A 25,397-nucleotide genomic window follows, 5' to 3' on the forward strand; every position below is an offset into this window, starting at 1 on the left:
ATGATTCAGTGCGACCGCCGCAGTGCTGCCGACCGCTTCCCGAACCTTGGGAACCGAGCTGTCCGGGCTACCTGAGTGAACTAGCCCAAAATCACGCCCGTTGCCGGGCCCCGAGCCGCGGTCTGGTCGGCGTTTTCGAGAGAGATGTTCCGGAGCATCCAGGTGGCCAGCCATGTAACGGCCACGGCCAGTCCGATCAGACCCAGCTGCAGCACAGTCTCCGGAAAGATAGTCCGCAAGGCGATGGGAATGGCACTCCCGGTGTAAAGGAGGATCGCCCCCTTCGGCACACCCGATGTGCGCCAGAGCGCCACCATGAAGACTACGGTGCCGAGTAGGAACAGCACCGACACCGCTGTCAGGGCGGTACCGAGCGGGCCCGAGTGCAACGTCATGATTACAGCTGGGTCAACGTAGGGAAAGACAAGGTTGAGCACAAATTCGACCCCGACGAGCCCGGCCAGCGACGTTACGGTGAGCAGGGCACCTGAGGCGGCCAGCGCACCGGTTTTGCGCGAAACAAGCAGGTAGATACCAATCACCAGTCCGATGGCGGCGAGTTGGGCGACCGGTGCGGCCAGCTGTGTGAAGGGCGACGTAGGGATGATTCCAGCCCGTTTGGCCGCGTTCACCACCAATATGGCTCCTGCGAGATATCCCGCGAAGGCGAAGATCTGAATGAGTACGGCAGGTAGGAATACCTGAATTTTAGAGGGCATCTGAGGCTCTTGTCTGTTTGGGTATTGCGGGAAATAACGAGTGCTTCAACATTCGTCATGATCCGGTGTGGGTGCCGGCGACAATTGGAAGCTACCGGCGTGGGTGGTGACCCGGCATCACCATCCGTGGTGATTAATGAGGTGAGCGCATTCTCGTGGGCGATGGGTGCGGGGGATGACGATCGGGTAGCGACCGTTCCAATGACTATGGAGCCTGATTGCCTGGGCACGTACACGACAGGGCGCTGGTCATCGTGGCTCGCGGCAGGTACCGAGCGGAGCAGCTGAACCACGGAAAGGGGACCTACCTCAGGTGCTGGAGTCAGGGAAAAATGCGGTTCTGACGCTCCGCATCATTTGCCGACCGCCCAGTTCCCTTGCGGCGGTGCCTCATGATCGCTATCGTCCCGAGTTTGGTTAAGAGTCTCGCCTTGCCAGGCAATGGCTTCCCCGGATTCGCTGCCGATTGGGTCCGTTGCGTCGATGGGTTCCACGGAAATCAGGGGGATGCCGAGGTCCCGGATCTTCGTAAGCAGTCCGTGCAGGGCAGCTTGGTCGGGGACGGGACCTCTGAGGCTTGTGGTGCCGTCGTTTTCGCGGGTCAGGGCGAGGCTGCCGAACCAGGCTGACCAATGGTCCGGGAGGTGCCCGTCGACCCGAAGCCGGTAGCCGGGCGGTACGTGGGATCCGGTCATGAGAGCCGGAACTTCCCCGTTGCCCTGGATGCTCGGTTGCCGCCGCTGCGGGTGATGAACTCCGCGGCAAGAAGATTCAGGGCCCATCCTGGCCCCCAGCATGAGGTCCGTGGTGAGCTCGCTGACGCCGAGAACGGAGCTAACCGATGCCCTAGGGTGAAAAGTTGGGTGCCGGCGCCGAGGGCCAGCGCGTAGGCACGTGTCATCCCTGCCCGGTGACGTGTGACGTCGGCGCGTCGGATCGCCGCGGAGCCGAGGATGATGCTGGCCGCCATGCCAGAACCGAACGCCAGCCGGAAGAGGTAGGCGAGGTCCCCGGTGCCGGGCTGCCGGGGGTAAAAACTGCGTCGTCCAGAGCGCAGAGAGCGCAACGGCGAATCCCAAGACCACGAGGACGCGTCCGGCCGCACGGTGCCAGGCGGGCCAGCGGCGTAGGAACCGGGGCGAGACCTGGAAGGCGCCCAGGGCTGTGTAGGGGATCGCGCTGACGATGTGCCCGGCCACGGGCACGGGTGAGGCCGTCACAGGGACGTTTTCCGGGAAGAGATGGGGTCCGCCGGCCAACCCGATAAGCCGGAGTGAGCCGCCTGCGGCGGGAATCATGACGAGGGCGACCAGTGCGAACGGCACCCACGCCATCGATCGCATCGACCAGGCAGGGCGCGCCGCCCTGTCCATGGTCACTTGGCGCCGACCGGGTTGAGCGGGCGACTTGCGTCCTGGGGCAGGGAGCGAATGGCGCCGGCGCGCTGGTCCCGCCACAACGAGTATCCCAGGCCCACCATTGCGATACCGGTGGGTATGGCGAACAGCCTTTCGTTGACCTGCGGCAGCAGGGGGATGGCCAGGGTAGCCACGGAGCCGGCGGCGAGCAGCACGGCGGCCCAGCGGGCGAGGACCTTGGCGCGGAAGAGCCCTATCCCGAACAGGAGTCCGCCGCCCAGGAATGTGGCCGCGGACGCGAGGTTAAGGGCTTGCATCAGGCCGATGTCTCCGCTGGCGTGCCCGCCCGTAAACACGGCAAAGACGTCGTTGACGTATTCGGGTGCAGTGTGGGCAAGAGTCGAAAAGACAACGGCCCCGATCACTTCAACGCTCGTCATGATGAGATAACCGGCGCCGAACACGAGGTACCCGATCAGGCCCAGCACTCCGGCCTGCTTCACCTGGCGAAGGTACATCCCGGTGATGCCGGCCAACGACAACCCGGCCATGAGCACCTTCAGGCTTTGGCGGACCGTGTACTCGGTGGTGGCGGCGAACTCCGCATCCAGTGGGGGGTGGTTGATTTGGACGCCGATGAACAGGAGGCCTGCCGCGACAGCGGACAGGCCGGCCGCCCGGGTGAGGTTTGTGGTGGTGATGGGCATCTTGGTCTCCTGGGTCTGGGTTTCCGCGTCAGGTGCGTCGCGGGATGATTCAAACCTAGGGAAGGGCTGGGTGAGCAGGCATCACCCCATCATGTGACTGACAGGGTGAGATTTGGCTTTCCGTGTTACGTGAGGCCCCGGTCGCGCGCCTGGCGGACCGCGGCCCGGCGGGTGGTGACGGCGAGCTTCGCGAAAATGTGCTTGGTGTGGGTTCGGAGCGTGTTGGGTGAGATGAATAGCGCCTGGGCGATCTCCGGGCCGCTCAGCTCACTGTCGAGGAGCCGGAGCACTTGCAGCTCGCGCCCGCTCAGCTTCTCTTCTGCCGAGGAAATCAGCCGGTACCCCTGAACGGGGGGTTGGGCTGTGGGCGACGCAGCCAGGGTCAGCAACCGCCGGGGGTGGTCGGCGGCGATTCCGTGGTCGGCGGCGTCACGCAGCAGCTCCATCACCGGCGCCCCTTCGGCTAAGAAGAGCCCGGCATAGCCGCCAGGTTCGGGTGCCTCCGCGAAAGCCCGGCCAAGGAGCCCGCGTGCCTGTGCCCGGTGTCCCTGAACGGCCTGGGACAGAGCCTGCAGCATGCGGATCTCCACCATGCTCCCGGCGCGTCCGCCTGTCTCTGCGGATTCGAGCAGCCGCCCCAACAGGCGGTCGGCATGCCCGGCCGAGTCGCCGTCGGGATTTTCCCGGTGCTGCGCAATGAGCAGCCGCACAAGCGTGAGGTGGTCGAACTCGCTCAGGTAGCTGACGTCATCCGTTACACACACCCCTCGGTCCTGTGCCCAGCCGGCGGCTTCCGATATCTTGCCTTGGACGACCCAGATCCTGGCTCTCATCGCCCCGATCGGCTGCACCTCCGGAAAGAATCCCGGCCGGTAGAGCTGCTCGGCCTGGCCAAGCAGGCTGATGGCCTCGTCCAGCCTTCCCTCGGCACGGGCAGCCAGCGCCCTCGCCACGAACCACCGGTAGCGGCTCTCGGTCATCGGTGCCCGTTCGAAGAACTCACTGGCGGTCGTGAGGTGCCGCGTCGCGGCTCCCAGGTCTCCAGCCTCCCGGTCAAGCCCGCCCAGCCCCACATGCAGCTCGGCGGTTGCCCGGGCGACCGGGCCGCCCTGGGCCTCGGCCAGCTGCAACGCATCCTGGTAGAGTCGCCGCGCCTTGCCGGGCCGGCCTGCCACGAGCCACATGTCAGCGAGGACGACGGTGCTGCTGAGCGCGTCAAGGAGGTTGCCGGATGCGTGCAGGCTCGCCACGGCCTGGGTGAACGTCTGCAGCGCCGACGTCAACTCCCCGTTCGCCCACGCGGCCAGCCCGAGAAAGCCCGCCGCAGTGCCGCGCGCAAGATGGTCGCGGGGGCCGGCCAGGGCGAGGGCGTGCCGGGCGTGCTCGGACGTTCCGGTCGCATCGCCGCGTGCCTGGGCAAGGGAGGCGCGGTAGACCGCGATGGTCGCCGGCAGCGTCTGGAGTTCATCGGTGACGGCCCAAGGCGGCGCGGTCCCGGACGGGACCGCGGCCAGTGCGCGTTCGGCATCCTGAAGGCGCGGCTCCACCCCGTGGAGGTCACCGGAGACCATCAGCATGAATCCGTAGAAGACACTCAGCACCGGGCTGTACCGCACGGCCTCGGCGGGGAGCGCCTTCAGCCAGCCGAACAGGACCGCCTCCTGCCGGTTGCGCCGGATTATCGGCACGGCCAACTCCACCAGGCGGGCCGCCCGGCTAAAGTCCTGGGCTTCCAAGGCATGCCTGACCGCCTCTTCCATCAGGTCCTTGCGCTCGTACCATGCACTGGCGCGCTGATGCAGCCCCGGCATCAATTCAGGCTCTTCGTTGAGCAGACGCGCACGCAGCACATCGGCGAAGAGGTGGTGGTAGCGGTACCATTCCCGTCGGTCATCCAACGGGACGATGAAAAGGTTGGCCCGCTCCAGTGCCGTGAGCATTTCGGTCCCGTCTCCGCGGCCCGTCACAGCATCGCAGAGCGGCCCGCTGAAACGGTCGAGAACGGCTGTCAGCAATAAGAAGGCGCGAACCGACTCGGGTTGATGCTCGAGTACCTCCTCGACCAGGTAGTCGACGATGTACCGGTCGTTCCCGGCGAACCCAGCAATAAAATCGCAAACGTCCTCGCGCCCCTGTAGCGAGAGCGCTGCGAGCTGCAGCGCCGCTACCCAGCCCTCAGTGCGCTGTTCCAACGCCGCGACGTCCACGGCGGAAAGATCCAGTCCCGCCACCTCATTGAGGTACGCGGTAGCCTCCTCGGACGTAAAACGCAGCTCCGCTGCACGGACCTCGACAAGCTCGCCGCGCACCCGCCATCGGGACAACGGCAGCTCGGGGTCCGCACGCGTGCTGATCACAACGTGGACGTTTGACGGAAGGTGGTCCAGCAGGAAGGCCACCCCGTTGCCGACATCGTGACTGTCAACGAGGTGGTAATCATCGAGCACCAACCAGACTTCAGCCGGCGCAATTGCCAGATCGTTCAGCACCAAGGTGAGCACGGTCTGGATCGACACGTCGGAAGGAGCAATGAGCTCTAAGACAGATGGCCCGACCCCAGGCACTGCAGTTTGCAACGCGGACACAACATAGGTCCAAAATGACGCCGGGTCACTCTCGGCAGCATCGAGCGAAACCCACGCAAGACGACGGTCGTCCGCCTGCATTCCGCCCAGCCACTCGGCAAGGAGCGTTGTCTTACCGAACCCGGCCGGAGCAGACACCAGCATGAATCGTGACTCTGCTCCCTGACGCAGGCGATCCAAGAGCCGCGTGCGCGTCACAACATGGCGCCGCACTTTTGGGATGAACAGCTTCGTTGCAATCAGCGGACGTGCCATACGAACCCCGTTCCAAGGCGCACAACAAATCGGGAAGGCGCGGCCATCCTGTACCCAAACTGCAGTCGTGGCCACGGATGGTCGGCAAGACTGTCCTCCGCGTTCCTTAGAACAATACGCCTCACCGAAGTCGCATTCGGCGCCAACCCCGTCGTCACCGCAGCGAAGGTCGTCATGGCCACGTGCCTTCCTGTGGTTTCGGGGTCCTAATCTGCCCCACGTCGCCGCCTGTGGCCGAATCATTGGCCGGTCCTCGCTCGTTCCGAAAGCCGCGCAACGAGGCCACGGCGCCAGCGTAGCCGGTCTCGATATATCTGTAGCACTGAGCATCCAACGAGAGACGACAATGACAGGTTTGGAAAGATCTATAGATGCGCATTCTTGTCATTGGTCTTGGAGTGACCGGGGGCTGCTTCGGTGCCCGGCTCGCAGAAGCCGGCCGTGACGCGAGGTGAGTCCCGTCTGATCGTCAGCTTGACGTAGTCATTGCTATCGGCGGCGGCCCGGCAGAGTTACAGAGCCTGGAAGTAAGCGGGCCGACTTACGAGCGGCTGGCCCTTCGCAGGGGCAGGCAGTGCGGACGCGTGCGCCGCCCAATACCGGCTGGCCGATGACCGGGCGCCGGGCGCCCAGAGGCCAGTGTTTAGATGGGAGAGCGCGGCAATGAATACCCAATCGTCCTCAAGAGAGCCCGCGGGGGGAAGGCGGCCAAAGGCAACAACCCTCGTTGCGAACTGGACAATGCCGAGACGATCATCGTGAGGCGGCCGAGTGGTCGTCGGGGTGGGATCCTCAAAACAATAATTATAAATCAAATGAGAAACTTTTCTTGATTTCGCACGGTGGGCGTTCTAGGCTGGTGAGGTAGCAGACGGCGCCCGGCAGTGACGCAGGGCCGCTCTATCGGATGGCGATGAGAGAAGCGCAAATGGACAGCACACTTTTTGATCTGACGGGCCGCTTGGCCCTTGTGACCGGTTCGTCGCGGGGGATCGGGAACGCCCTCGCGGGCGGCCTGGCAGCGGCTGGGGCATCCGTTGTGCTCCATGGCCGCGACCCGGGTCGTCTCGAGGCCAGCCGGCTGGCTCTGGCTGAGCGGTTCGGCAAGGACCGCGTCGACGCTGTCTCGTTCGACATTACGGACGAACGCTCGGTGGCGCAGGGAATCGCCCACATCGAGGAGAATTTCGGCGAGCTGGACATCCTGGTCAACAACGCAGGAATTCAGCATCGGGTGCCCCTGCTGGATCTGGCGCTGGAGGACTGGAACCGGGTAATCGCCACCGATCTCACCAGTGCGTTCCTCGTCGGCCGTGAAGTGGCCAGGCGGATGGTGCCCCGGAACCGCGGAAAAATCGTCAACATCGGCTCTGTCCAGTCCGATCTCGCACGCCCCACCATCGGTGCCTACACGGCGGCGAAAGGCGGACTGCGGAATCTTACCCGGGCCATGACGGCTGAATGGGCAGGGCACGGGCTGCAGATCAACGCCGTCGCCCCCGGCTACATCCACACCGAGATGACCCAGCCACTGGTGGACGATACGGACTTCAACACCTGGATCTGCAAGCGCACTCCGGCAGCACGGTGGGGAACGGTGGGAGACCTGACCGGCCCTGTGCAGTGGCTCGCGTCAGATGCGTCTGCCTACGTAAACGGACAAACCATTTTCATCGACGGCGGCATGACGGCGGTGGTCTGACCATGGCAGCACTCAATCAGGGCACCACAGGTTCCGCGCTGGTCGTTCACGGCGTGGATGACCTTCGCCTCGACAGTGTCGAACCTGACGAGCCGAAATCCGACGAGGCGGTCGTCGAAATCGCCTACGGGGGAATCTGCGGATCGGATCTGCACTACTGGCTCCACGGCGCCGCGGGCGAGTCCATCCTGCGTGAACCCCTCGTTCTGGGCCACGAAGTGGTGGGAACAGTCGTTCAGGCCGCCGCCGACGGAACCGGACCCGATAAGGGAACCCGGGTGGCAGTCCACCCTGCCAGCCCCGGAGGAACGGGCGCCCGCTACCCGGAGGACCGGCCCAATCTCTCGCCGGCCTGCACCTATCTGGGAAGCGCTGCCCGGTTCCCGCACACGCAGGGAGCCTTCAGCCAGTTCGCCGTGCTTCCCGCCAGAATGCTCAGGGGCCTGCCGGAAGGGCTGTCCCTGCGGACCGCCGCGCTGGCCGAACCGGCCAGTGTGGCCTGGCACGCTGTGGCCCGTGCAGGAGGCGTCCGCGGAAAACGGGTCCTGGTGATCGGCAGCGGCCCCATTGGCTGCCTGATCGTCGCTGTGCTCAAACGTGCCGGCGCCGCCGAGATCATCGCGGTTGACGTCCATGAAAAACCCCTGGCAACCGCCCGTCTGATGGGCGCCACGCGGGCGATTCTGGCCACCGACGCCGAGGCAATCGCCGCCGTTGAGGCCGACGTGACGCTGGAATCCTCCGGGAACCACCGGGGTCTCGACTCCGCGATCCGCGGCACGATGCGGAGCGGAAAAGTGGTGATGGTGGGCCTGTTGCCCAGCGGCGATCAACCCGTCTCCATCTCATTGGCAATCACCCGCGAACTGGAGCTTGTCGGCTCGTTCCGCTTCAACACGGAGATGGATCAAGTGATTGAGGCACTGGCCGATGGAAGCCTTTCCGCGGATCACGTCATCACGCATGAATACCCGTTCAGCGAAGCCCTCGAGGCCTTCAGCACCGCCAGGGATGCGAGCCGCTCGGGCAAGGTGCTGCTCTCGTTCACCTCCGGAATGCCTACGGGGACAAATTAATGCTGCGAACAGACGGACACACAGGAAAATCCCGGACCGCCAGCCGGTCTGTCACGGCAGTAACGGGCAGCCACTGCCCGATCAGCGGGCTCTGGGCCCTCGTGGGAGGCGAGGAGACGTACTGCCGCGTCGTCGAGGGAAGCGTCATGCCGGCTTTCCGCAACACCGCCGTGCAGTGGAGACTGCTGGAGAGGCTCCAGCGTGGTTTACATCGCTGAATCACGGCCCCGGCGCAACCCCGCATCCGCGCGCGGCGTGCCTGCCCGCACCCGTGCGGAAACTCCGGGCAGTGATCCCGGGCTCGAACGGAGGCTGGCTGCGGCACGCGTTTCACGGGCACACCGGCAAAGCCTCATCCGTACGCTGTTGAATCAAAGAAACGCGGCCGTCGCCGCAGCCCTGACCGGCGGAGTGCCCGTTGCCAGGATTGCAGCCGCCACACGTCTCAGGCTCGCGGACATCAGGCGGATCGGCGACGGTTATTCCGAATACTACGGATCCGGAATCTCCCGCGAGCAGCACGTTGCCGCCCTTGCCGCCATCGCCGGCGAGCTGGAGGAAATCAGGGAAGAACGAGACCGGGCGGAACGGCAATTGTGCGCCGATGTGGTCGAAGCCCTCGGCGGCGGCCACATCGATGTCTTCCGGGTCGCGGCGCTGACTGCCGTGACGGCTGAACGCCTCCGGGAGCTGACCCGCGGAGCCGGGCTGCGGGCGGACGCTTTTAGGCCCCGTCCGGCCTAGCTTTCAGGGCTCCGGGACCGGTCAGCGTTCCACCCTGTCATGGCGCCAGTGAGGGCCGAGACGAGCCGGGCCGTCGTCTGCTCCTTGCTCAGTCCGACGGTCTGGATCAGGTCCAGGATTTCGCGGGGATCGAACAGGATGTTCCACAGGAACATGGCTTCATCGCCGAGGGGCATCAGCCCAAGTTCGTCGCAGGTCTCGCGCAAGGGGCGTTCCAAGGCATCCGCCTGGACTGTGAGGTAGAAGGCGCCCGTTCGCAGGCGTGCCAGGTAGCCGTCGCCGGAGCGGGTGTGGACCATGGCACCGCCATGGCGTGTCACCAGGTCCACCCATTTGCGACTTACTGCGTCGAGCAGTTCCAGCCCGGAGGATTCCTGCTTCAGGCTGAAGTCACGCAGCTTTTCACCGACGCCATAGCGGTATTCGGCGAGAATGTCCTCGACGGAGGGAAAATGCCGGTAGGCGGTCGCCGTAGATATCTCGGCATGCTTGGCGACATCCGTCATGCTGATCGGACCGCGCCGGGACGCGAACAGTTGCCCCGCGGCCTTGATGAGCTCTCTGCGGTTGCGCTGTGTATCGCTACGCATTGTCCGGTCCCCTTTCGTTATCACCTAGCTTAGGTCCTGCCCAGCAGACCATCCTCGCAGCGCCGAGGTGAAGGTCCGCACGAGCCTTGCCGAGGCCTGTGCGGGCGTCAGGCCCACGCTATTAATCAGGTCGAAGATTTCGCGCGGGTCGAAGAATACATTCCACAGGAACATGGCCTCCCGGTCACTGGCCGGCACGTCCAGCTCCTGTGCGGCTCCTTCCAAGGGGCGCCGGAGCGCCTCGGCCTGCACGGTGAGGTAGTACGCGCCGTCACGGATGCGTGCCAGATACCCCTCGGCTGACCGCGTGTGGATCATGGACCCGCCGTGCCGGACCACCAGCTGCACCCAGTGGGCGCAGACACGGTCGAGCAGATCCACCCCAGCGGCGTCCTGCGCCGTGCTGAATTCGAGCAGGTCGCGGCCGACGTCGAAGCGGTAGGCGGCGAGGGTTTCATCCACGGAGGAGAAATGACGGTAGGCAGTCGCCGTCGAAATGCCCGCTTCACCTGCCACTTCTGCCATGGTCGGTGTGCTGCCGGCACCAAAGAGCCTCCCGGCGGCAGCGACGAGCAGGGTTCGGTTGCGCGCGGTGTCAGTGCGCATCCCCGATGCGGGGTCAGCGACGCGTGCAGGCATCAGCGCAGTGCCGCGAGGCCGGCGGAGATCCGCTCGACCCCGGCAGTGATCGCTTCGGCGCTTGCGGCGTAGGAGAGGCGAAGATGGAATTCCCCGTTCCGTCCGAATTCACTGCCCGGGCGGACGGCCACGCCGAAGTTGCGCAGGTGGGCGACCATCTCGGCGGCCGGCATGTCGGCGTCGTACTTCGGGAAGAGGTAGAAGGCGCCTTCCGGGGAGCTGACCGTGAGCCCTGGGATCCTGCTGAGTCCGCTGAACATGAGTTCGCGGCGCAGTGCGTAGGAGGCGTGCATGCGTTCGATGTCGGGCCCGCACGTCTTGAGCGCGGTGAGCGCCGCCAGCTGGACGGCGGTGTTCATGGAGCCGTTGAAGGTGTTGTGCACCCGGGCCGCGGACGCGATCACTCCCGAAGGACCCCAGAGGTAGCCGACACGCCAGCCGGTCATGGCATAGCTCTTGGAGAACGTCTGGCAGTAGATGGTCCGGCCCCGGAGTCCGTCCACTTCCAGCGCGGAGACGAAGGGCTCCTCGGTGTATACAAGGTCGCTGTAGGCCTCATCAGAGAGCACCAGGGTGTCCGTTCCCGCCAGCATGTCCGCGAGGGCATCGAGCTCGCGGCGGGAATGGACGATGCCGGTCGGGTTGGACGGGTTGCAGAACACGAACAGCTTGGCCCCTTCCAGCGCCGTGGCCAGCGCTTCGAGGTCCCAATGCAGATCCTCTGCCAGCGGCACCGGCACCAGAGTGCCTCCGGCCATGCTGACAAGGTCCGCGTACAGGGAGTAGGTGGGGTCCGGGATGACCACCTTGTCGCCCGGGTTGATGAGGCCGAGGATGGCTGCGGAAAGTCCGGCAGTACCGCCCTGCGTAATCAGTACATCGGCGGGGCTGGCTACGTCGCCGAGGAGGCCGCCGATACGGGCGGCCAGTTCCTCGCGAAGCAGCGGCTCGCCCAGCAGCGGCGAGTAATGGGTGTGACCGTCCTCGAGGGCCCGGGCCGCAGCGGCGCGGACCTGGGCGGGTGTGTCGAAGTCCGGCTCACCCATGGCAAGTGAGACGAGGTCGCCTTTGGACTGGGGCTGCTGGACCCGCAGCGAGGTTCGCTGGACGCGCAGGACGGCATCGGAGGGCTGGAAATCGCTGAGGAGGGCGGTGGCTGGATCAAGGGTCATGGTGGTAGGCCTGCTCTGGGTCGATGGGTGGTGGATGGCGTTTCCGGCGATCGAAGGCCGTCTGCGTTTCATGGCCGGGAGGGTTCCTCGGCGGGCGCTCCGGCCCAGCGGCTGAGTTCGATGTCCCCGGAGGTGTCGCGCTGGAGGGTGGGGGCGATGACGAGTTCCTGGACCACCGTGCGTTGCGGCAGTGTGGCCACCAGGTGGATGGCGCGGGCCACGTCTTCGGGCTGGACCATGGCGTCGCGCTCTTCCGCCCGCGGCGGACGTGCCCGGTTGTCGAGGATGGGTGTCGCCGTTTCGCCGGGCAGGATCGTGACGGCGCGCAGGCCGTCATTGCGGAACGTATTGTGAAGATACGTCATGAAATTCCGCACCGCCGCCTTGGCCGCGCCGTAGGCGGCCCCGCCCAGGAGGTTGGGATTGACGGCCGCAAGCGAGGACACGGTGATAATCGTTCCCGTGTGCCGGCTGAGCATGTCGGGCAGGACGGCCTGGGTGAGCAGGTACACGGCGTTGAGGTTCACGTCCAGCACCTCGTTCCATTCCTGCTGGCTGATCCAGCGGACATTAAGGACTTTGCTGGCGCTTCCGGCGTTGTTGACCAGGATGTCCACCGGTCCCACGGACTCGCGAACGCCGGCGATCAGCGCATCGACGTCGTCCTTCGAGGAGATGTCCGCGGTGCGGGCCACGGCCTCGCCGCCCTGGGCGGTGATCTCGGCGGCAACTTCGTCCAAGACTTCCTGCCGGCGCCCGACCAGCACCACGCGGGCACCTTCGGCGGCCAGGAGTGCGGCGGTGGCGCGCCCCATGCCGGTCCCTGCGCCGGTGATAACGGCGACTTTGCCTTCAAGTAGTCCCATGGTTCCGTTCCTCGCGTCATTCAAGCAGTGAGATTTACATCGCAGATGAGAAAAGTTTCTCATCTTGTTTGCTGGGCGGTCAAGCCCTTTCGGGAAGGAAAGCGGCTTAGGCGGCGGTTTGTTCCGGCGGATGGCCGGCGGATGCGTGGGGGAGGTTCACCGCCAGGAACAGGCTGCGGACTCGGTCCTCCAGCACCTGGAGCTGCCGCTGTTCCTCGCGGCGGCGTTCCACGGCGTCGGCATGGCTGATCCAGCGGAAGGTCATCTTCTGGCCCGGCCGGGCCTGTCCCAGCAAGGGCAGAGCTGCCTTGGCAGCAAAGGCAACGATCGGGTAGCCGGCCGTGAGAGTCCGGTAGCGGCCGAGGATGATCAGTTCGTCCCCGTGGGGGATCTCGAAGGCGCCGATGGGGACCCCGTGGGACACGATTTCGCCGAGACCTTCGGGGTGGATGACGGGGCCGTCGAGCCGCAGGCCCACATGGTTCGATTTCGCAGTGACCGTGTAGGCGCGCGAAGACAGCAGTTCGCGGATGCCCGGGGTGGCGTCCGTCTCCGGGCCTTCGACGATGTCGATGCACCAAGTGGTGCCGCCGAAGTCGGGGACCGGAACGGGCAGCCGGAAGAGAGGCTGGGAGAGGTAAGGATGCTCAAATCCCGCGTACCGGGTGCCGAGTTCCAGGTTCTTCCCGACGGTGATCTGCTGGGGGAAGCCCATGCGGGCCTCGGGGGCGGCGCTGCCCATGAAACGGTCGGTGGCGAGGGTGCCGCTGAAAGCGAGGTAATTGCGCATCCCTTCCCTGGCATTTCCGATGGTGATCAGAGATCCGCCGGGGACGCACAGCGGCTCCCACATGGCGACGGGCAGGCCATTGACGGTGACGTCGGCGGGGGCGCCGGTCACTGCCATGAGCACCGGGGCCGAAGGGGTGAATGTGAACCGGCCGCCCATGATCTCGATGCACGTCGCCGTGCGGCGGTTGCCCACCAGGATGTTGGCCACGGCGGCCGAATGCTGGTCCGCTGCGCCTCCGCACGGAACGCCCAGGACCTCGGACTGTTCCCGTCCCAGGTCCTGGAACGTGGACAGCCACCCGGCCTCGCGGACGGTGAGGTTAACGGTCAGTTCAGCGGGGGCCATCAGCCGGCCTTCCCGGTCCGAGCGGAATCCGGAGCGATGCCGGCTGCGGGTCTCAGGAACTGGCCCTCAAGTCGCTGCCAGTCGCTGGCCGGAATAATCTGGAAACGGACCCGGTCCGCGGGCCGGTAGGAAGTGGCCGGCTCCTCCCGGATATCGCAGACCGTCAGCGGTGTCCGTCCAATGACTTTCCAGCCGGTGGGCCCTGGGAATGGCTGGATGATGGCGCTGGTGCCGGCGACCATGACGGAACCGCTTGCGACGTTCGTGCGCGGTTCCTTGCAGCGGCTGACCTGGGCGGGGAACCGCACGGTGCCCATCATGGGTGCCATGGCGGAGGCGAGCAGGTTGATCGAGAGTTCGGAGTCCTCCATGATCCGGAGCACGGCTTCCGGGCTGATCCCCAGTTCTTCGGCCACGTCGGGGAGGTCGGGGGAGTAGGCTGCGCTGACCACCATTGGAATGATGAACAGTTCCGTGGCGCGTTCCTGCCCGCCCGGCTCCAGGCCGCTGCCCGCCACGGCCAGGCTGATGAGCTGGGCGAGCTGGCCATGGCTGACAGTCAGGCAGTCGAACTCCACGAGCAGCGAATCGACACCGGCCACGACGTCGGTCAGCCCGTGCGGACGCACGTCGAGCAGAATCTCGCGGAGCCTTCGGCTGCCGGCCTCGCGCTCTCTGGCGTCAGCGGTGGCCAGTTTCAGCATCAGGGCCGAGTCGCCAAAGGGGATGGCCTCGATCTCGGGGGGCCGTCGGAGCGGTTGTCCTGGCGCTGGGTACGTGCTCATGTGTCCTTGGATCGTCGCTGGAGGCTCTGGGGTCGCGGGGTGGGGGACTGCCGCGTCAGGCAGCAGCCAGACGGGCCTTTTCGGCGAGCACGTCCTTCAGCCCGGTGGCCTTGATGCCAGCCTTGTCGAGTGCGGCGCGGAGGGCTGTGCCGTTTTCGAGGACTTGCGGGTGGTCGCCGTGGAGGAGGACGACGTCGGCGTCGTGGCCGAGCGGGACGACCTTGCCGGTGACTGCCCGGACAGTGCCCTCGGTGACGACCTGGACCACGCGGCGGCCGATCTCCTCGGGGTCGTGCAGGAGCGCGCCATCGGTGTTGCGGGAAACCGGCATGCCGTCCTCCCCGTAGCCGCGGTCGGCCAGGAACACGTAGCCGACTTCGAGTCCGCGCTTGCGGGATTCATCGGCCAGCAGCCCGTTCTGGCAGATCACGATGTATGAGGGGTCGTAGGCTTTGACGGCGTCGGTGATGGCGCGGGCATGCTTGGCATCGGTTTGGGCGATGCTGCCCATGCGCCCGTGCGGTGCGACGTGGCTGATCTTGCCGCCGTGGATGCGGGCGAACGCGTCGAGGGCACCGATCTGGTAGAGCACGTCGGTACGGATTTCTTCCTCGCTCGCTTCGATCAGCCGGCGGCCGAAGCCGACGAGATCGGGGTATCCCGGATGGGCGCCGAGTTCGATGCCGCGGTCCACGCAGGACTTGACGGTCGCGTCCATGACGCGGGGATCGCCTGCATGGAAGCCGCAGGCGATGTTGGAGGCGGTGACCAGGCCCAGGAGGGCGTCGTCGTCGCCGATCGTGTAGTTGCCGTAGCTTTCGCCGAGGTCTGCGACGACGGCGACTGAATTGATGCTCAAGGTTGGCTCCCGGTGCTTCTTGGGTTAGTTGGGCTGGATACGGTCGCCCGCCGCCGGTCCGGCGGCGGGCATCCGGTTTAGTTGTCTTGGAGAGGCTGGCCCTTGGTTTCCTTTAGGAAGAACACGGAGGCCAGGGTGATGATGGCGGTGCCGATGGCGGCGTAGGCCGGGACCATGCTGTTGCCGGTTGATTTGATGAGCTCGGTCATCACCAGCGGGGCGCTGCCGCCGAAGATGATGGTGCTGATGCTGAATCCGATGCTGTAGGCGCTGTAGCGGACAGTGGTGGGGAACATTTCGGTCAGTACGGTGTGGACGACGGCGGCGTGGCCGGAGAAGGCGATGGCCATGACCACGGTGGCGATGCAGGCCAGGACCATGTTGCCGGTGGTAATCATCGCGAACATCGGGTACGACACCAGGGCCATCAGGACGGCGGACGCCGCAAGGACGGGTTTGCGGCCGATGCGGTCGGACAGGCGTGCCATGAGCGGAATGGAGATGATGATCGCCACCAGGCTGAACGCCGTGACGGTCAGTGCCTGAACCATGGTGAAGTTATTACCGGCGCCCAACTGAGTCTTCAGGTAGGTGGGCATGTAGGCGAAGAGCAGGTAGTAGCCGGGGCCGTTGAGCGCCGGCAGGAAGATCGTCAGGGCGATCGCCTTCAGGTGGCGCTTGGAGGTCAAGGCGGTGCGCAGCGGGTTGCGTTCGACCTCATTGCGCTCACGGAGGGCTGCGAAATGCGGTGTGTCTTCCATCTTGGAACGGATGTAGTACCCGACGTAGCCCAAGGGGAGGGCAAAGAGGAACGGAACGCGCCAAGCCCAAGCTTCCATGGTGGCGTCGCCGAGCGTGGTGATCAAGGTGGCGGAGAGGGCGCTGCCGAAGAGCAGGGCGCAGAAGGAGCCGACGGCAATGAAGCTCATGGAGTAGTTGCGGTGCCGGTTGTGGGCGTATTCACCCACGAAGGCCATGGCGCCGGCGACCTCGCCGCCGGCGGAGAAGCCCTGCAGGATCCGGAAGAGGATCAGCAGGGCCGGGGCGACCCAGCCGATCACGGAGTAGGAGGGGATCAGGCCGATGCATGCCGTGGCGGCCGAGATCAGGAGAAGCAGAACGGCGAGGAGATTTTTGCGTCCCAGCTTGTCGCCGAGGAAGCCGCAGATGACGCTGCCGAACGGCCGGGCGAGGAAGCTGACCAGGAAACCGACGTTGGTCAGCAACAGTGATCCGACGTCCTTGGACCCCATGATGTTGATGGCGAGGTACGTGGTCAAGAGACCATAGATGCCGTAGTCGTACCACTCCACGAAGGAGCCCATGGTGCCGGCGAAGGTGGCTTTGCGCACCATCTTGCCGTCCGCGGTGACTACCCGGATTTGCGCGGTGTTCAGGTCCACTGATTCCGTCGATGAATTAGTCATGGTGAATGTCTCTCAGTCTAGGCGGGGTCCCGGGGACGGGAGAAGCTTGTTCTAGCTGTATGCGCGGGTAATTTCGGCCGTCATTTCGGCCTCGTGTGCTGCGACTGCGATGACACGTTCCAGGATTTCGGCCGCGCGGGCCTGCGGGATGATGACGACTCCGTCGTCGTCGGCGGCCACGATGTCACCTGCAGAGCAGACGATGCCGCCGATGGCGACGGGTTCGCCGATCACGCCGGGGCCGTTCTTGAACGGTCCGGCCGGCGTCGTGCCCCGGGCAAAGACCGGGAATTTGATCTCGGTGATAGTGGCGCGGTCCCGGATATACCCGTCAATGACGGCGCCCGTTGCGCCCGCCGCCTCGAAACGCTGGGACAGTTGTTCGCCCACCAGTGCCCGGTGCTCGTGCCCGAACCCGTTGATGACCACGACATCACCGGGCTGAATGTAGTTCAGCGCCTCGATGACGGCGGCGTTGTCCCCGGCAGCGCCCAGGACCGTCACTGCCGATCCGACGCAGTGCGCGCCGGACCAGACGGGATTGATGTTTCCATCGACCAGACCGAGGCGCTCCATGGCGTCCCCGATGTTGGCGACGGGAAACTTCTCGAATGCCTTGACCAGCTCGCGGGGGCGGCCGGGTCCAGGATGCGGCGCGGACTGTGAGTTCGAGCGTTGTTGCCATTGTGTTCCACCTTGGGCTTGGAAGGGTCTGGGATGAGTCCAACGCCTTGAGACGTCAATCACATATGAGAAAAGTTTCGCGTTTTATTTTCCATCCGTCAAGGGTTTTCTGTTTCCGGAATGTAAAAGGTTCGCGTTGGTCCGACGCTGGTTCAGCCGCGGCCGCCCTGAACGGCGGCGGCTGTCAGTGCGCGGCCTGTGGGTGTGTGGAAAGGGTATCGAGGTCGGTGCAGATTTGCCCGAGAAGGCTTTCCGGCGGGAGCTGGAAGTCGGCGCGTATGTGCCGTTCATCCGCGGCGGGGGGTTCCAGGGCTGCCAGTTGTGAGTCCAGCAGGCTTGCCGGCATGAACTCGTGACGGCGGGCATTCATTCGCTGCAGAAGCACGTCGCGGCCGCCCGTGAGATGGATGAAGACCAGGTCCGGCACTTGCAGCCTGAGCAGGTCGCGATAGGAGCGCTTCAATGCCGAGCAGGCGATGATCGGGGCGGCCCCGGTCCCGCGGGCTTCCCGGAGTGTCCGGCCGATCTCCTCCAGCCATGGCCGCCTGTCCTCGTCGCCTAGGGGGATTCCCGAGCCCATTTTCTCTTTGTTGGCTGCCGGGTGCAGGTCGTCGCCGTCCACGAAGGGCAGACCGAGCCTTTCGCCGAGCAGTGAGCCGAGGGTGGATTTTCCTGAACCGGAGACGCCCATGACCATCAGGGGCGGGAGTGGCTTGCTACCCATTGCGGGCTCCTTTCGCTCCGGGCGTCATCGCCCGGAGGTTATGAGATTCAATTCACACTTGCGAACAGTTTCTCAAATTTTCTGCGCAAGTCAATGTCGGGGAACTTGTCACTCTGGACTCTTGACTGCGGGCCGAATTTGAGAAAAGATTCTCATATCTCCTCGGGTTCAACTGGGCCCTCACTATCCCGGCACCACGAAAGGCCCCCATGCAACTGGTTCACACCGTCAGCTTTCCGGACGCCGAGCTGCTGTCACGCCTCCAGCCGTTGCCACCGTCGCTGCACCCCGTGGTGTGGGACCTTCGCTCTTCTCCGCAGGGGGCAGGGGTGGATGACATCGACGCCGTGATCCTCCCCTATCTGAACGCGGGCGAGGTGCTGGGGAAGCTCCGGAAGGTGCCCGGCCTCGTGTTCGTGCAAGCCCAGTCCACGGGGTATGACGGCATCGTCGAAGCGGCCGGTCCGGCCGCAGGAGTTTCCAACGCCGCAGGGGTCCACGCGGCCGCCACGGCAGAGCTTGCCGTCGGGCTCATCCTGGCTAAACTGCGGGGCATTGACGTCGCGGCGCGGAACCAACTGGATCGGCGCTGGCGACCGGAACGCAGACTGTCTCTGGCAGACCGTCGCGTCCTGCTGGTGGGCGTGGGAGGAATCGGCCACGAAATAGCCCGGCGGCTGGAACCCTTCGAAGTCGAGCTGACGCGGGTAGGCAGTTCGGCACGGACCGACGAGCACGGCCCTGTCCACTCCGTGCAGGACCTCGCCCGACTGGCCTCCAGTCACGACGTCCTGGTCACCGTTACCCCGCTGAACGACATCACACATCACCTCGTGAATGCTGAAGTCCTGGCAGCCTTGCCTGACGGCGCCCTTGTGGTCAACGTCGGGCGCGGACCCGTCGTGGACACGGACGCTCTGACGGCAGAAGTGGCCTCCGGCCGCCTGCATTGCGCACTAGACGTCGTAGACCCCGAACCGCTGCCGAAGGAACACCCCCTCTGGCAAGCACCAAATGCCCTCATCACACCCCATATTGGCGGCAACGCTTCCGCCTTCGAGCCTCGGATCCGCAAGCTGCTGACACGGCAGCTGGTCGCCCTGGCCGAGGGCCGAACACCTGCCAACCTCGTCCAGACAGGGCCCTTCTGAAGCCCGTGAAATCAACGGCCACCAATGCACCAAGGGAACACCACCTGTCAACGGATGAACTGACCGACAGCGGATCAAACCCGCAGGATCCCTCGACCACCACAGTCCCGGCCCGGTCGCAAAGAAGACCGGGAGCTCGACACCTCCATGGCGCCCGGGCCTGTGCAGCGTCAACCTTTGACGACCGGTCCCGGCGCATCCGCGGACCAGGAATCGGTACCGGAATCTCCTCTCCGACAACCGAGACGCCGATGACCTGCTGACCGCCGGCCCGGGACTGCTCGCAAGCCTGCTCAAGTCAGCTCCGGGCGGCAGCTTCGAGGCCTTGACGGCCGGCGCGGGAACATTGCGGGAAGGTCGCCTCGTCGTGAAGTGAGCACTGAGCACCGTCGATGGCCGCGACTGGGACGCAGTCGAGTTCGGCAGGCGGGACCCAGCGTGGCAACTGTCGCGGCGCCACGGGCTGGAGTGTCTGGCCTGCGGCGCCCGCCGGGCCCCCAATTTCGGGGCGACACACAAGGATGAATGCCCCTGTTCACAGCCGCATGGAGCATTTAGATACCTCCAATAGAGAAGACAGCCGACAGGCCAATACATTGACGACGGAAAGAGTGTGTTCAGCCTGTGAAACTGGGTAAGACAGACACCGGGATTTTTCACGATCCGTTCGCCCTCATCAGGTGCCCGACTGCAGAGGCGCCATCGATTCCGGCGCAGGCTTCCAAAATGCCGCCCCCAGTGAGCCCCGCGAGCACCCAACGTGAAACGGTACTCAGGCGAAAAGCCTTGGCCCAGGTTGCCAAGGACCTACAGGGGCTCCGTAGAAACATTTCATCAAACAGAAGCGGTCGAGCCCGCAGGGTCGAAGTCAACGCCCCCTTTTCGCCATCTGTGCCATCGCTGGGGGAGCCGCTTCAGCTGATTACATCACGCCGATATTGGACCTTTGGTCAAGCGAAGGCGGACGGAATCATCGCTGTCCTGTCCAGAAACGGACTCACGGACTGCGGTAGTTACAGACTTCCGAGCCATATGTCATAACCGCAGTCCTCACACCCTGGCAGATGGGACTGTAGGAAGAACGGTGTGGGAGGGTCCGGCTTGATCCGAAAGGAGACGGTCGTGTCAGAGTCCACGACCGGGATGACAAGGGTAATGATCGATCCTGTGACGGAGAGATTATCGATCAGAAGGAGCTTGCGGAACGGTTGCTCACGCAGGCCAAGGAGCAGGGCGTGAGCCTGGTAGGCCCGGGCGGGCTGCTGAGCCAGCTTACGAGGAATGTGCTGGAGACCGCGCTGGAAGCGGAACTGACCGAGTACCTGGGCCACGAGCATGGCCAGACGCCGATCGCAGCCAACATGCGCAACGGCACCAGGTCGAAGACCGTGCTGACCGAGATCGGCCCGGTCGAGATTGAGGTGCCCCGGGATCGGGACGGGTCTTTCGAGCCGGTGATTGTGCCCAAGCGAAAACGACGTTTGGACGGGATCGACCAGATCGTCCTCTCGCTGTCCGCCCCGGGGATTGACCACCGGGGAAATCGCTGCGCACTTCGAGGAGGTCTACGGGGCCAAGGTCTCCAAAGACACCATCAGCCGCATCACGGAGAAGGTGGTTGGCGAACTCGCGGAGTGGTCTGCCCGTCCACTGGATCCAGTCTATCCGGTGCTCTTCATGGACGCGATCGTAGTGAAGGTCCGTGACGGGCAGGTGCGCAACACCCCGTTCTTCGGCTCGGCCGAGGAATTCGTGCACGAACAGCTGCTGCCCACCTACGTCCCCCACATGCGCGTCGTCCTGGACCCCCACGGCCCGTTCTTCAACTGCGACAATTCCGGCCACCGAGAACCAGAACGCCTGGAGTCCAGGAAGGCGCCTGCCGGCTAGTTTCCGGGTGTGAGCACCGCCCGAGCGTGAAATCAACCCTGGCTGAAGACGCCCCGCAGGACGATGCTCACACCTGCATTGGGTCTGGCTGAGAATCGCCCAGCTTGTCTGTCGATCAGGTCGCGTTCTACACGCTCGCGCTGCCTAGCGGCTGAATAGTGTCGACTGGATATCGCTACTTAGCGGACGGCCGCCTTCTATGCTGTTTCGTTGCCCGTTGCCCGTTGCCCGTTGCCCGTTGCCCGTTGCCCGTTGCTCCCTTGCGCCGACGGTTCGGGGCCAGATTAAGCTGTCCGGCTGTCCGGCTGTTCGTCCGGGTGGGCTGGCAATTGTGTCGTCCTGCCTCGGCAGGGCAAAACTCTTCCTGGTGCCGCCGGGTCCTAATCCTTCATCGGAGTCCCTGGCTGTGTGCCAGGGCGATGGCCTCGGTCCGTGAGGCGACGTCGAGCTTTCTGAAGAGATTCCGTACATGGAACTTGACCGTATTCTCGCTGATGCTGAGCGCTGAGGCTATTGTTCGGTTGCGTTGGCCGGCGGCAAGATGCTGGAGCACTTCTAGTTCCCTGGCGGCCAGGTTCCAGCCGGCAACATCCCCTGCCGCGCGTGCCGGGGCGTCCAGCGGCAGGACGACGGAGACGTCCGCACCCCAGCCTGGCATCACCTCAATCCGCATGTGTCCGGCGAGGGCTTGCACGCGGCGGTCCAGCCGGCCCATGCTTGGGGCGTCGGCCGCGAGGGCACCGCCACCATCGTCGCGCACGTTGATCAGCAGGTTTTCGCCGTCGCAGTCCCACTGCGCCCGGACTCGCCGGACTTCGGGTTGTTCCATCATGGCCAGTATCAGCCCGCGAACGATGGCCCGGGCCGCGTGTGCAACTTCGCCTGGGAGTGCCCTTCCATTTTGCGGCGGCTCGATGAACTGGACGTCGATGCCGCTGAAGCGCATGAGGGGCCGCATGTCCTCCCGCAGGCGTTCGAAGGCCGTGGCGACGGGCTCTTCGACCAGGTCTGTCGTACGGTCGCTGAGCGTGCGGAGCGCAACGAGGGCCTTGGCCGTCAGATCCGTGGCGGTTGACCGCGCTGCGGAATCGTCCAGGGCCGATGTGCGTAGGGCGGCCAGGAGGGTCTCCAGCGTCGTGGAGTGCAAGTCGACGAGTTCACCGGTCACGCGGACGCGTTCAGCGGAGGCCGCACGGGATTCCAGAAGGTACGACGGCGGCGCATCGGCTACCTTCTCCTGGATCCGCCGCGCGGCGACGTGCCATAGATACTTCACCAGTTCCAGTTCGTCGTTGTGCGCCGGGTGCGCTAGTCCCGGGTCCGGATCCGTGAGGACGAGGAGCGCATTGCTGGATGCATACTTCATGGCGAGCACGGGACGGGTTTGACCTGCAATCTCTGCTTCCCCCAACCATGGCGTCTCCTCCGAAAGGGCAGCGCGCAGACGGTCCAGTTCGGAGATCGAGACACGGGAAATGATATCTTCCGCACCCGCCTTCTTCTGCGGTCGGCCCGTGCAGTCTTCAGTGAAGATGACCAGCGCACTGCCTCCCAGATATGGGACTGAGGCATCACGCAGTCGCTCAGCAATCTGGGTCAGGGGTGCATCGGCCAATGCTGCCACGGTCTGCAGAAGCGGCCACTGCACGCCTGGAAGGGACGAGGCCAATGCCGTCGGGGGCCGGTCGGTAGTTGCGCTCATCCGGACAGCCTATCGGGCTGGACCGAGCCGGTCCTATTCCAAAGTGTAGTAAAAACCGTCAGAAAACAGCGTTACCCCTGTCCGTTCGTTTCGAGACGATGAATATAAGCCAGAAAGCATCCGTTCGGCTGTGACAGGCCGATGATCGAATCTAAGGGGACAAATCGTGAATCCGACAGCAACCGCGGCGAGTGCCGTGGACGAAGCCGTAGCCATTGCCCTCAATCTGTCCCTTGTGATAAACGAGATCGCCGACACCGTGGCATTAATTGACGAACAGCAACTGGCCGTCCTGGCAGGCCACCTTGGCTTGGCGCCCCGAGTGTTCGTCGCCGGAGCGGGCAGGAGCGGCCTGGTCCTGCGCATGGCAGCCATGAGGCTGATGCACCTGGGCATGACGGTACATATCGCCGGCGACATCACGACTCCCGCGATCAGTTCCGGCGACCTTCTTCTGGTGGCTTCCGGGTCGGGCACGACCTCTGGTGTGGTCAGGGCAGCGGAAACCGCCGCCAGGACCGGAGCCCGGATTGTCGCGGTTACAACAAACGCGGGGTCGCCCCTGGCCGCTCTCGCGGATGCACTGGTGATCGTCCCGGCGGCCCAGAAGACTGACCACGGTTCCAGCGTTTCGCGCCAGTACTCCGGAAGCCTCTTCGAGCAGGTCCTATTCCTGGCGGTTGAAGCAGTCTTCCAGACACTGTGGGACAACACCGACGAATCGGCCGAACAGCTCTGGCTCAGGCACGCCAACCTCGAATAGCGGGGGCCCCGCAAATTTTCACATTCTCAAAACCCCTACAGAAAGAAGCAACATCATGAAACTCCAGGTAGCCATGGACCTCCTCACCGTCCAAGACGCCCTCGAACTGGCCGGCAAGGTCGCCGAGTACGTGGACATCATCGAACTCGGCACCCCGCTGATCAAGGCCGCCGGGCTCTCCGCCGTCACCGCCGTCAAGGCAGCGCACCCGGACAAGATCGTCTTCGCCGACATGAAGACCATGGACGCCGGAGAACTCGAAGCGGACATCGCCTTCAAAGCCGGCGCCGATCTGGTCTCGGTGCTCGGCAGCGCCGACGACTCCACCATCGCCGGCGCCGTCAAGGCCGGCCAGGCACACAACAAGGGCATCGTCGTCGACCTCATCGGCGTGACCGACAAGGTCACCCGCGCCAAGGAAGCCCGCGCCCTGGGCGCCAAATTCGTCGAATTCCACGCCGGCCTAGACGAGCAGGCCCGGCCCGGCTACGACCTGAACGGTCTGCTCAGCGCCGGGGAAGAAGCCCGCGTTCCGTTCTCCGTGGCCGGAGGCGTGAACTTGCGCAGCATCGAAGCCGTCCAGCGCGCAGGCGCCGACGTCGCCGTCGCCGGCGGCGCCATCTACAGTGCGGCCGACCCCGCACTGGCCGCCAAGGAACTCCGCGCCGCCATCATCTAGCCCCCGGGCGGCGGGCCGTCCCCGGGGCAGCCCGCCGCCTAATCGCGTTCGAGTCGGTGGGGCTGTCTCGTCATCCTAGCTGCCATAAGCAGCTCACCTCAGCTGTCGTCACCGGCTCCAGCATTCGATCCGCAACGACTGGGGAGAGTTAGGAGCAGATATGAATCGTCAACCACGGCTTCGCCCGGCGATACCCGTCCGCTCCCATATTGGCCGCCGGGAATGCAGTGGGAAACTCCCGGTTCTGGGGACCTCGTCGAAGTCGGATCAATGGAGTCGGGCCTCTACGCCGCATGCGTTGATGAGGTGCCCGAGGACGGAGAAATAGTCTGGCTTGTTGAATGTGCACAGGAAGCCGACGCTTGTTTCTCGCGGGGACAGGGTCACGCTCTATCAATCGCGGGCCAAGCTGGCCCGGCTCATCCGGTACAGACCTCCCGGCCACAGCACCGGCAGAAAGTCCCAGTGCCGTGTGTCGTCGCCGACATCAACTTCTGTCCGGATCGACCACTACCTGGGCAAGGAGACGGTGCAGAACATCCTGGCGCTGCGCTTCGCCAACCAGCTCTTCGAGCCGCTCTGGAACGCCAACTATGTGGACCACGTCCAGATCACCATGGCCGAGGACATCGGCACCGGCGGCCGGGCAGGCTACTACGACGGCGTGGGCGCGGCCCGCGACGTCATCCAGAACCACCTGCACCAGCTGCTGGCGCTGACGGCCATGGAGGAGCCGATCCCCTTCAACGCCGATGACCTGCTCGCCGAGAAGGAAAAGGTCCTCGCCGCCGTCCGGCTCCCCGAGGACCTCTCCTCCCACTCCGCCCGCGGGCAGTTCACTGGCGGCTGGCAGGGCGGCGAGGAAGTCCTCGGGTACCGGGAGGAGGAGGGCATCCCGGCCGATTCCAAGACCGAGACGTTCGCCGCGATCCGGGTGGACATCAACACCCGGCGCTGGTCCGGCGTGCCCTTCTACCTGAGCGCCAGCAAGCGCCTGGGCCACGTCGGTGTCCCGGCGCTGCGATGATGGAGGCCCGCCTCGCCCGCAACCTAGCCAGGGACGGCTCCACGGTTGCCTGCACAGGCGATCCGCCGGGAAGACCGACGCCCTGCTGGCGAAGCAGGGCCAAGACGACAATTTTGTCCGAACGGGACCCGGCGGGAGCTAGCCGGCTCACTGGA

21 protein-coding genes and 3 pseudogenes are annotated in these 25,397 nt (G+C 65.0%); 8 read left to right on the forward strand and 16 right to left on the reverse strand.

All coding sequences use genetic code 11. The features are described 5' to 3' along the window. Positions 1-80: 80 nt before the first annotated feature. From ABH915_RS09790 to ABH915_RS09810, 5 genes and pseudogenes are all read right to left on the reverse strand, one after another. A complete protein-coding gene (locus ABH915_RS09790; protein WP_370120435.1) occupies positions 81-719 on the reverse strand; it encodes a hypothetical protein in 639 nt (212 codons plus the stop codon). A 353-nt stretch (positions 720-1,072) separates the two neighbouring features. Further along, positions 1,073-1,414, reverse strand: a complete 342-nt coding sequence (locus ABH915_RS09795) for a hypothetical protein (RefSeq protein ID WP_370125059.1) — start codon at positions 1,412-1,414, stop codon at positions 1,073-1,075. Positions 1,415-1,756: 342 nt separating this feature from the next. Next, positions 1,757-2,092 (reverse strand): annotated as a pseudogene (locus ABH915_RS09800) (DUF2306 domain-containing protein); the annotation flags it as partial. 2 nt (positions 2,093-2,094) lie between these two features. Then, the gene (locus ABH915_RS09805) at positions 2,095-2,784 is read right to left on the reverse strand and encodes a hypothetical protein (RefSeq protein ID WP_370120438.1); all 690 of its coding nucleotides are present in this window, start codon (positions 2,782-2,784) and stop codon (positions 2,095-2,097) included. Positions 2,785-2,909: 125 nt separating this feature from the next. Next, positions 2,910-5,624, reverse strand: a complete 2,715-nt coding sequence (locus tag ABH915_RS09810) for a LuxR C-terminal-related transcriptional regulator (protein ID WP_370120441.1) — start codon at positions 5,622-5,624, stop codon at positions 2,910-2,912. A 928-nt stretch (positions 5,625-6,552) separates the two neighbouring features. On the opposite strand from ABH915_RS09810, the gene ABH915_RS09815 reads away from it, so the two are divergent. The 3 genes from ABH915_RS09815 to ABH915_RS09825 all read left to right on the forward strand — a co-directional run bounded on the left by ABH915_RS09815 (position 6,553) and on the right by ABH915_RS09825 (position 9,146). Further along, positions 6,553-7,326 carry an SDR family oxidoreductase gene (locus tag ABH915_RS09815; RefSeq protein WP_370120444.1) on the forward strand — a complete coding sequence of 258 codons (774 nt, stop codon included), beginning with the start codon at positions 6,553-6,555 and terminating at the stop codon, positions 7,324-7,326. Positions 7,327-7,328: 2 nt separating this feature from the next. Then, positions 7,329-8,402, forward strand: coding sequence for an L-idonate 5-dehydrogenase (locus ABH915_RS09820; RefSeq protein WP_370120447.1), 1,074 nt, complete (start codon positions 7,329-7,331; stop codon positions 8,400-8,402). Between the two features lie 201 nt (positions 8,403-8,603). Further along, positions 8,604-9,146, forward strand: coding sequence for a hypothetical protein (locus ABH915_RS09825; RefSeq protein WP_370120450.1), 543 nt, complete (start codon positions 8,604-8,606; stop codon positions 9,144-9,146). Here ABH915_RS09825 and ABH915_RS09830 read toward each other — a convergent pair. The 10 genes from ABH915_RS09830 to ABH915_RS09875 all read right to left on the reverse strand — a co-directional run bounded on the left by ABH915_RS09830 (position 9,143) and on the right by ABH915_RS09875 (position 18,030). Continuing rightward, positions 9,143-9,736: a TetR/AcrR family transcriptional regulator gene (locus ABH915_RS09830; RefSeq protein WP_370120451.1), complete on the reverse strand. Its 594-nt coding sequence runs from the start codon at positions 9,734-9,736 to the stop codon at positions 9,143-9,145. The two genes, ABH915_RS09825 and ABH915_RS09830, sit on opposite strands and share 4 nt — an antisense overlap. Before the next feature lie 24 nt (positions 9,737-9,760). Next, on the reverse strand, positions 9,761-10,375 hold the full coding sequence (locus ABH915_RS09835; protein WP_370120454.1) for a TetR/AcrR family transcriptional regulator: 615 nt from the start codon (positions 10,373-10,375) through the stop codon (positions 9,761-9,763). Further along, positions 10,375-11,547 (reverse strand): pyridoxal phosphate-dependent aminotransferase, encoded by a 1,173-nt coding sequence (locus tag ABH915_RS09840; protein ID WP_370120457.1) that lies wholly within the window; start codon positions 11,545-11,547, stop codon positions 10,375-10,377. Before ABH915_RS09840 ends, ABH915_RS09835 begins: the two co-directional genes overlap by 1 nt. A 68-nt stretch (positions 11,548-11,615) precedes the next feature. Continuing rightward, positions 11,616-12,413, reverse strand: coding sequence for an SDR family oxidoreductase (locus ABH915_RS09845; protein ID WP_370120460.1), 798 nt, complete (start codon positions 12,411-12,413; stop codon positions 11,616-11,618). A 106-nt stretch (positions 12,414-12,519) separates the two neighbouring features. Beyond that, a complete protein-coding gene (locus ABH915_RS09850) occupies positions 12,520-13,551 on the reverse strand; it encodes a biotin-dependent carboxyltransferase family protein (protein ID WP_370120462.1) in 1,032 nt (343 codons plus the stop codon). Continuing rightward, the gene (locus ABH915_RS09855; protein ID WP_370120465.1) at positions 13,551-14,336 is read right to left on the reverse strand and encodes a carboxyltransferase domain-containing protein; all 786 of its coding nucleotides are present in this window, start codon (positions 14,334-14,336) and stop codon (positions 13,551-13,553) included. The genes ABH915_RS09850 and ABH915_RS09855 overlap by 1 nt, the downstream gene beginning before the upstream one ends. Positions 14,337-14,391: 55 nt before the next feature. Next, on the reverse strand, positions 14,392-15,195 hold the full coding sequence (locus tag ABH915_RS09860; protein WP_370120468.1) for a LamB/YcsF family protein: 804 nt from the start codon (positions 15,193-15,195) through the stop codon (positions 14,392-14,394). Between the two features lie 77 nt (positions 15,196-15,272). Continuing rightward, complete coding sequence (locus ABH915_RS09865) at positions 15,273-16,622, reverse strand: MFS transporter (protein WP_370120471.1); 1,350 nt, start codon at positions 16,620-16,622, stop codon at positions 15,273-15,275. Positions 16,623-16,673: 51 nt separating this feature from the next. Further along, on the reverse strand, positions 16,674-17,198 hold the full coding sequence (locus ABH915_RS09870; protein ID WP_370120474.1) for an RraA family protein: 525 nt from the start codon (positions 17,196-17,198) through the stop codon (positions 16,674-16,676). Between the two features lie 292 nt (positions 17,199-17,490). Further along, positions 17,491-18,030: a gluconokinase gene (locus tag ABH915_RS09875; protein WP_370120477.1), complete on the reverse strand. Its 540-nt coding sequence runs from the start codon at positions 18,028-18,030 to the stop codon at positions 17,491-17,493. A gap of 209 nt (positions 18,031-18,239) precedes the next feature. Between ABH915_RS09875 and ABH915_RS09880 the strand changes: the two genes are divergently transcribed. Together ABH915_RS09880 and ABH915_RS09885 are read left to right on the forward strand one after the other, a co-directional pair. Further along, positions 18,240-19,181, forward strand: coding sequence for a 2-hydroxyacid dehydrogenase (locus ABH915_RS09880; RefSeq protein WP_370120480.1), 942 nt, complete (start codon positions 18,240-18,242; stop codon positions 19,179-19,181). 1,178 nt (positions 19,182-20,359) lie between these two features. Continuing rightward, positions 20,360-20,915, forward strand: a pseudogene (locus ABH915_RS09885) (transposase); the annotation flags it as partial. Between the two features lie 544 nt (positions 20,916-21,459). Here ABH915_RS09885 and ABH915_RS09890 read toward each other — a convergent pair. Then, a complete protein-coding gene (locus ABH915_RS09890) occupies positions 21,460-22,773 on the reverse strand; it encodes a LuxR C-terminal-related transcriptional regulator (RefSeq protein WP_370120483.1) in 1,314 nt (437 codons plus the stop codon). Positions 22,774-22,939: 166 nt separating this feature from the next. Here ABH915_RS09890 and hxlB point away from each other — a divergent pair, with 166 nt between their 5' ends. From hxlB to ABH915_RS09905, 3 genes and pseudogenes are all read left to right on the forward strand, one after another. After that, the gene (gene hxlB, locus ABH915_RS09895; protein WP_370120486.1) at positions 22,940-23,536 is read left to right on the forward strand and encodes a 6-phospho-3-hexuloisomerase; all 597 of its coding nucleotides are present in this window, start codon (positions 22,940-22,942) and stop codon (positions 23,534-23,536) included. Positions 23,537-23,591: 55 nt separating this feature from the next. After that, positions 23,592-24,215 (forward strand): 3-hexulose-6-phosphate synthase, encoded by a 624-nt coding sequence (gene hxlA, locus ABH915_RS09900; RefSeq protein ID WP_370120488.1) that lies wholly within the window; start codon positions 23,592-23,594, stop codon positions 24,213-24,215. A gap of 496 nt (positions 24,216-24,711) precedes the next feature. Then, positions 24,712-25,215, forward strand: a pseudogene (locus ABH915_RS09905) (glucose-6-phosphate dehydrogenase); the annotation flags it as partial. Positions 25,216-25,397: the final 182 nt, after the last annotated feature.

The sequence above is a fragment of the Arthrobacter sp. MW3 TE3886 genome (assembly GCF_041262145.1).
GTDB lineage: Bacteria > Actinomycetota > Actinomycetes > Actinomycetales > Micrococcaceae > Arthrobacter.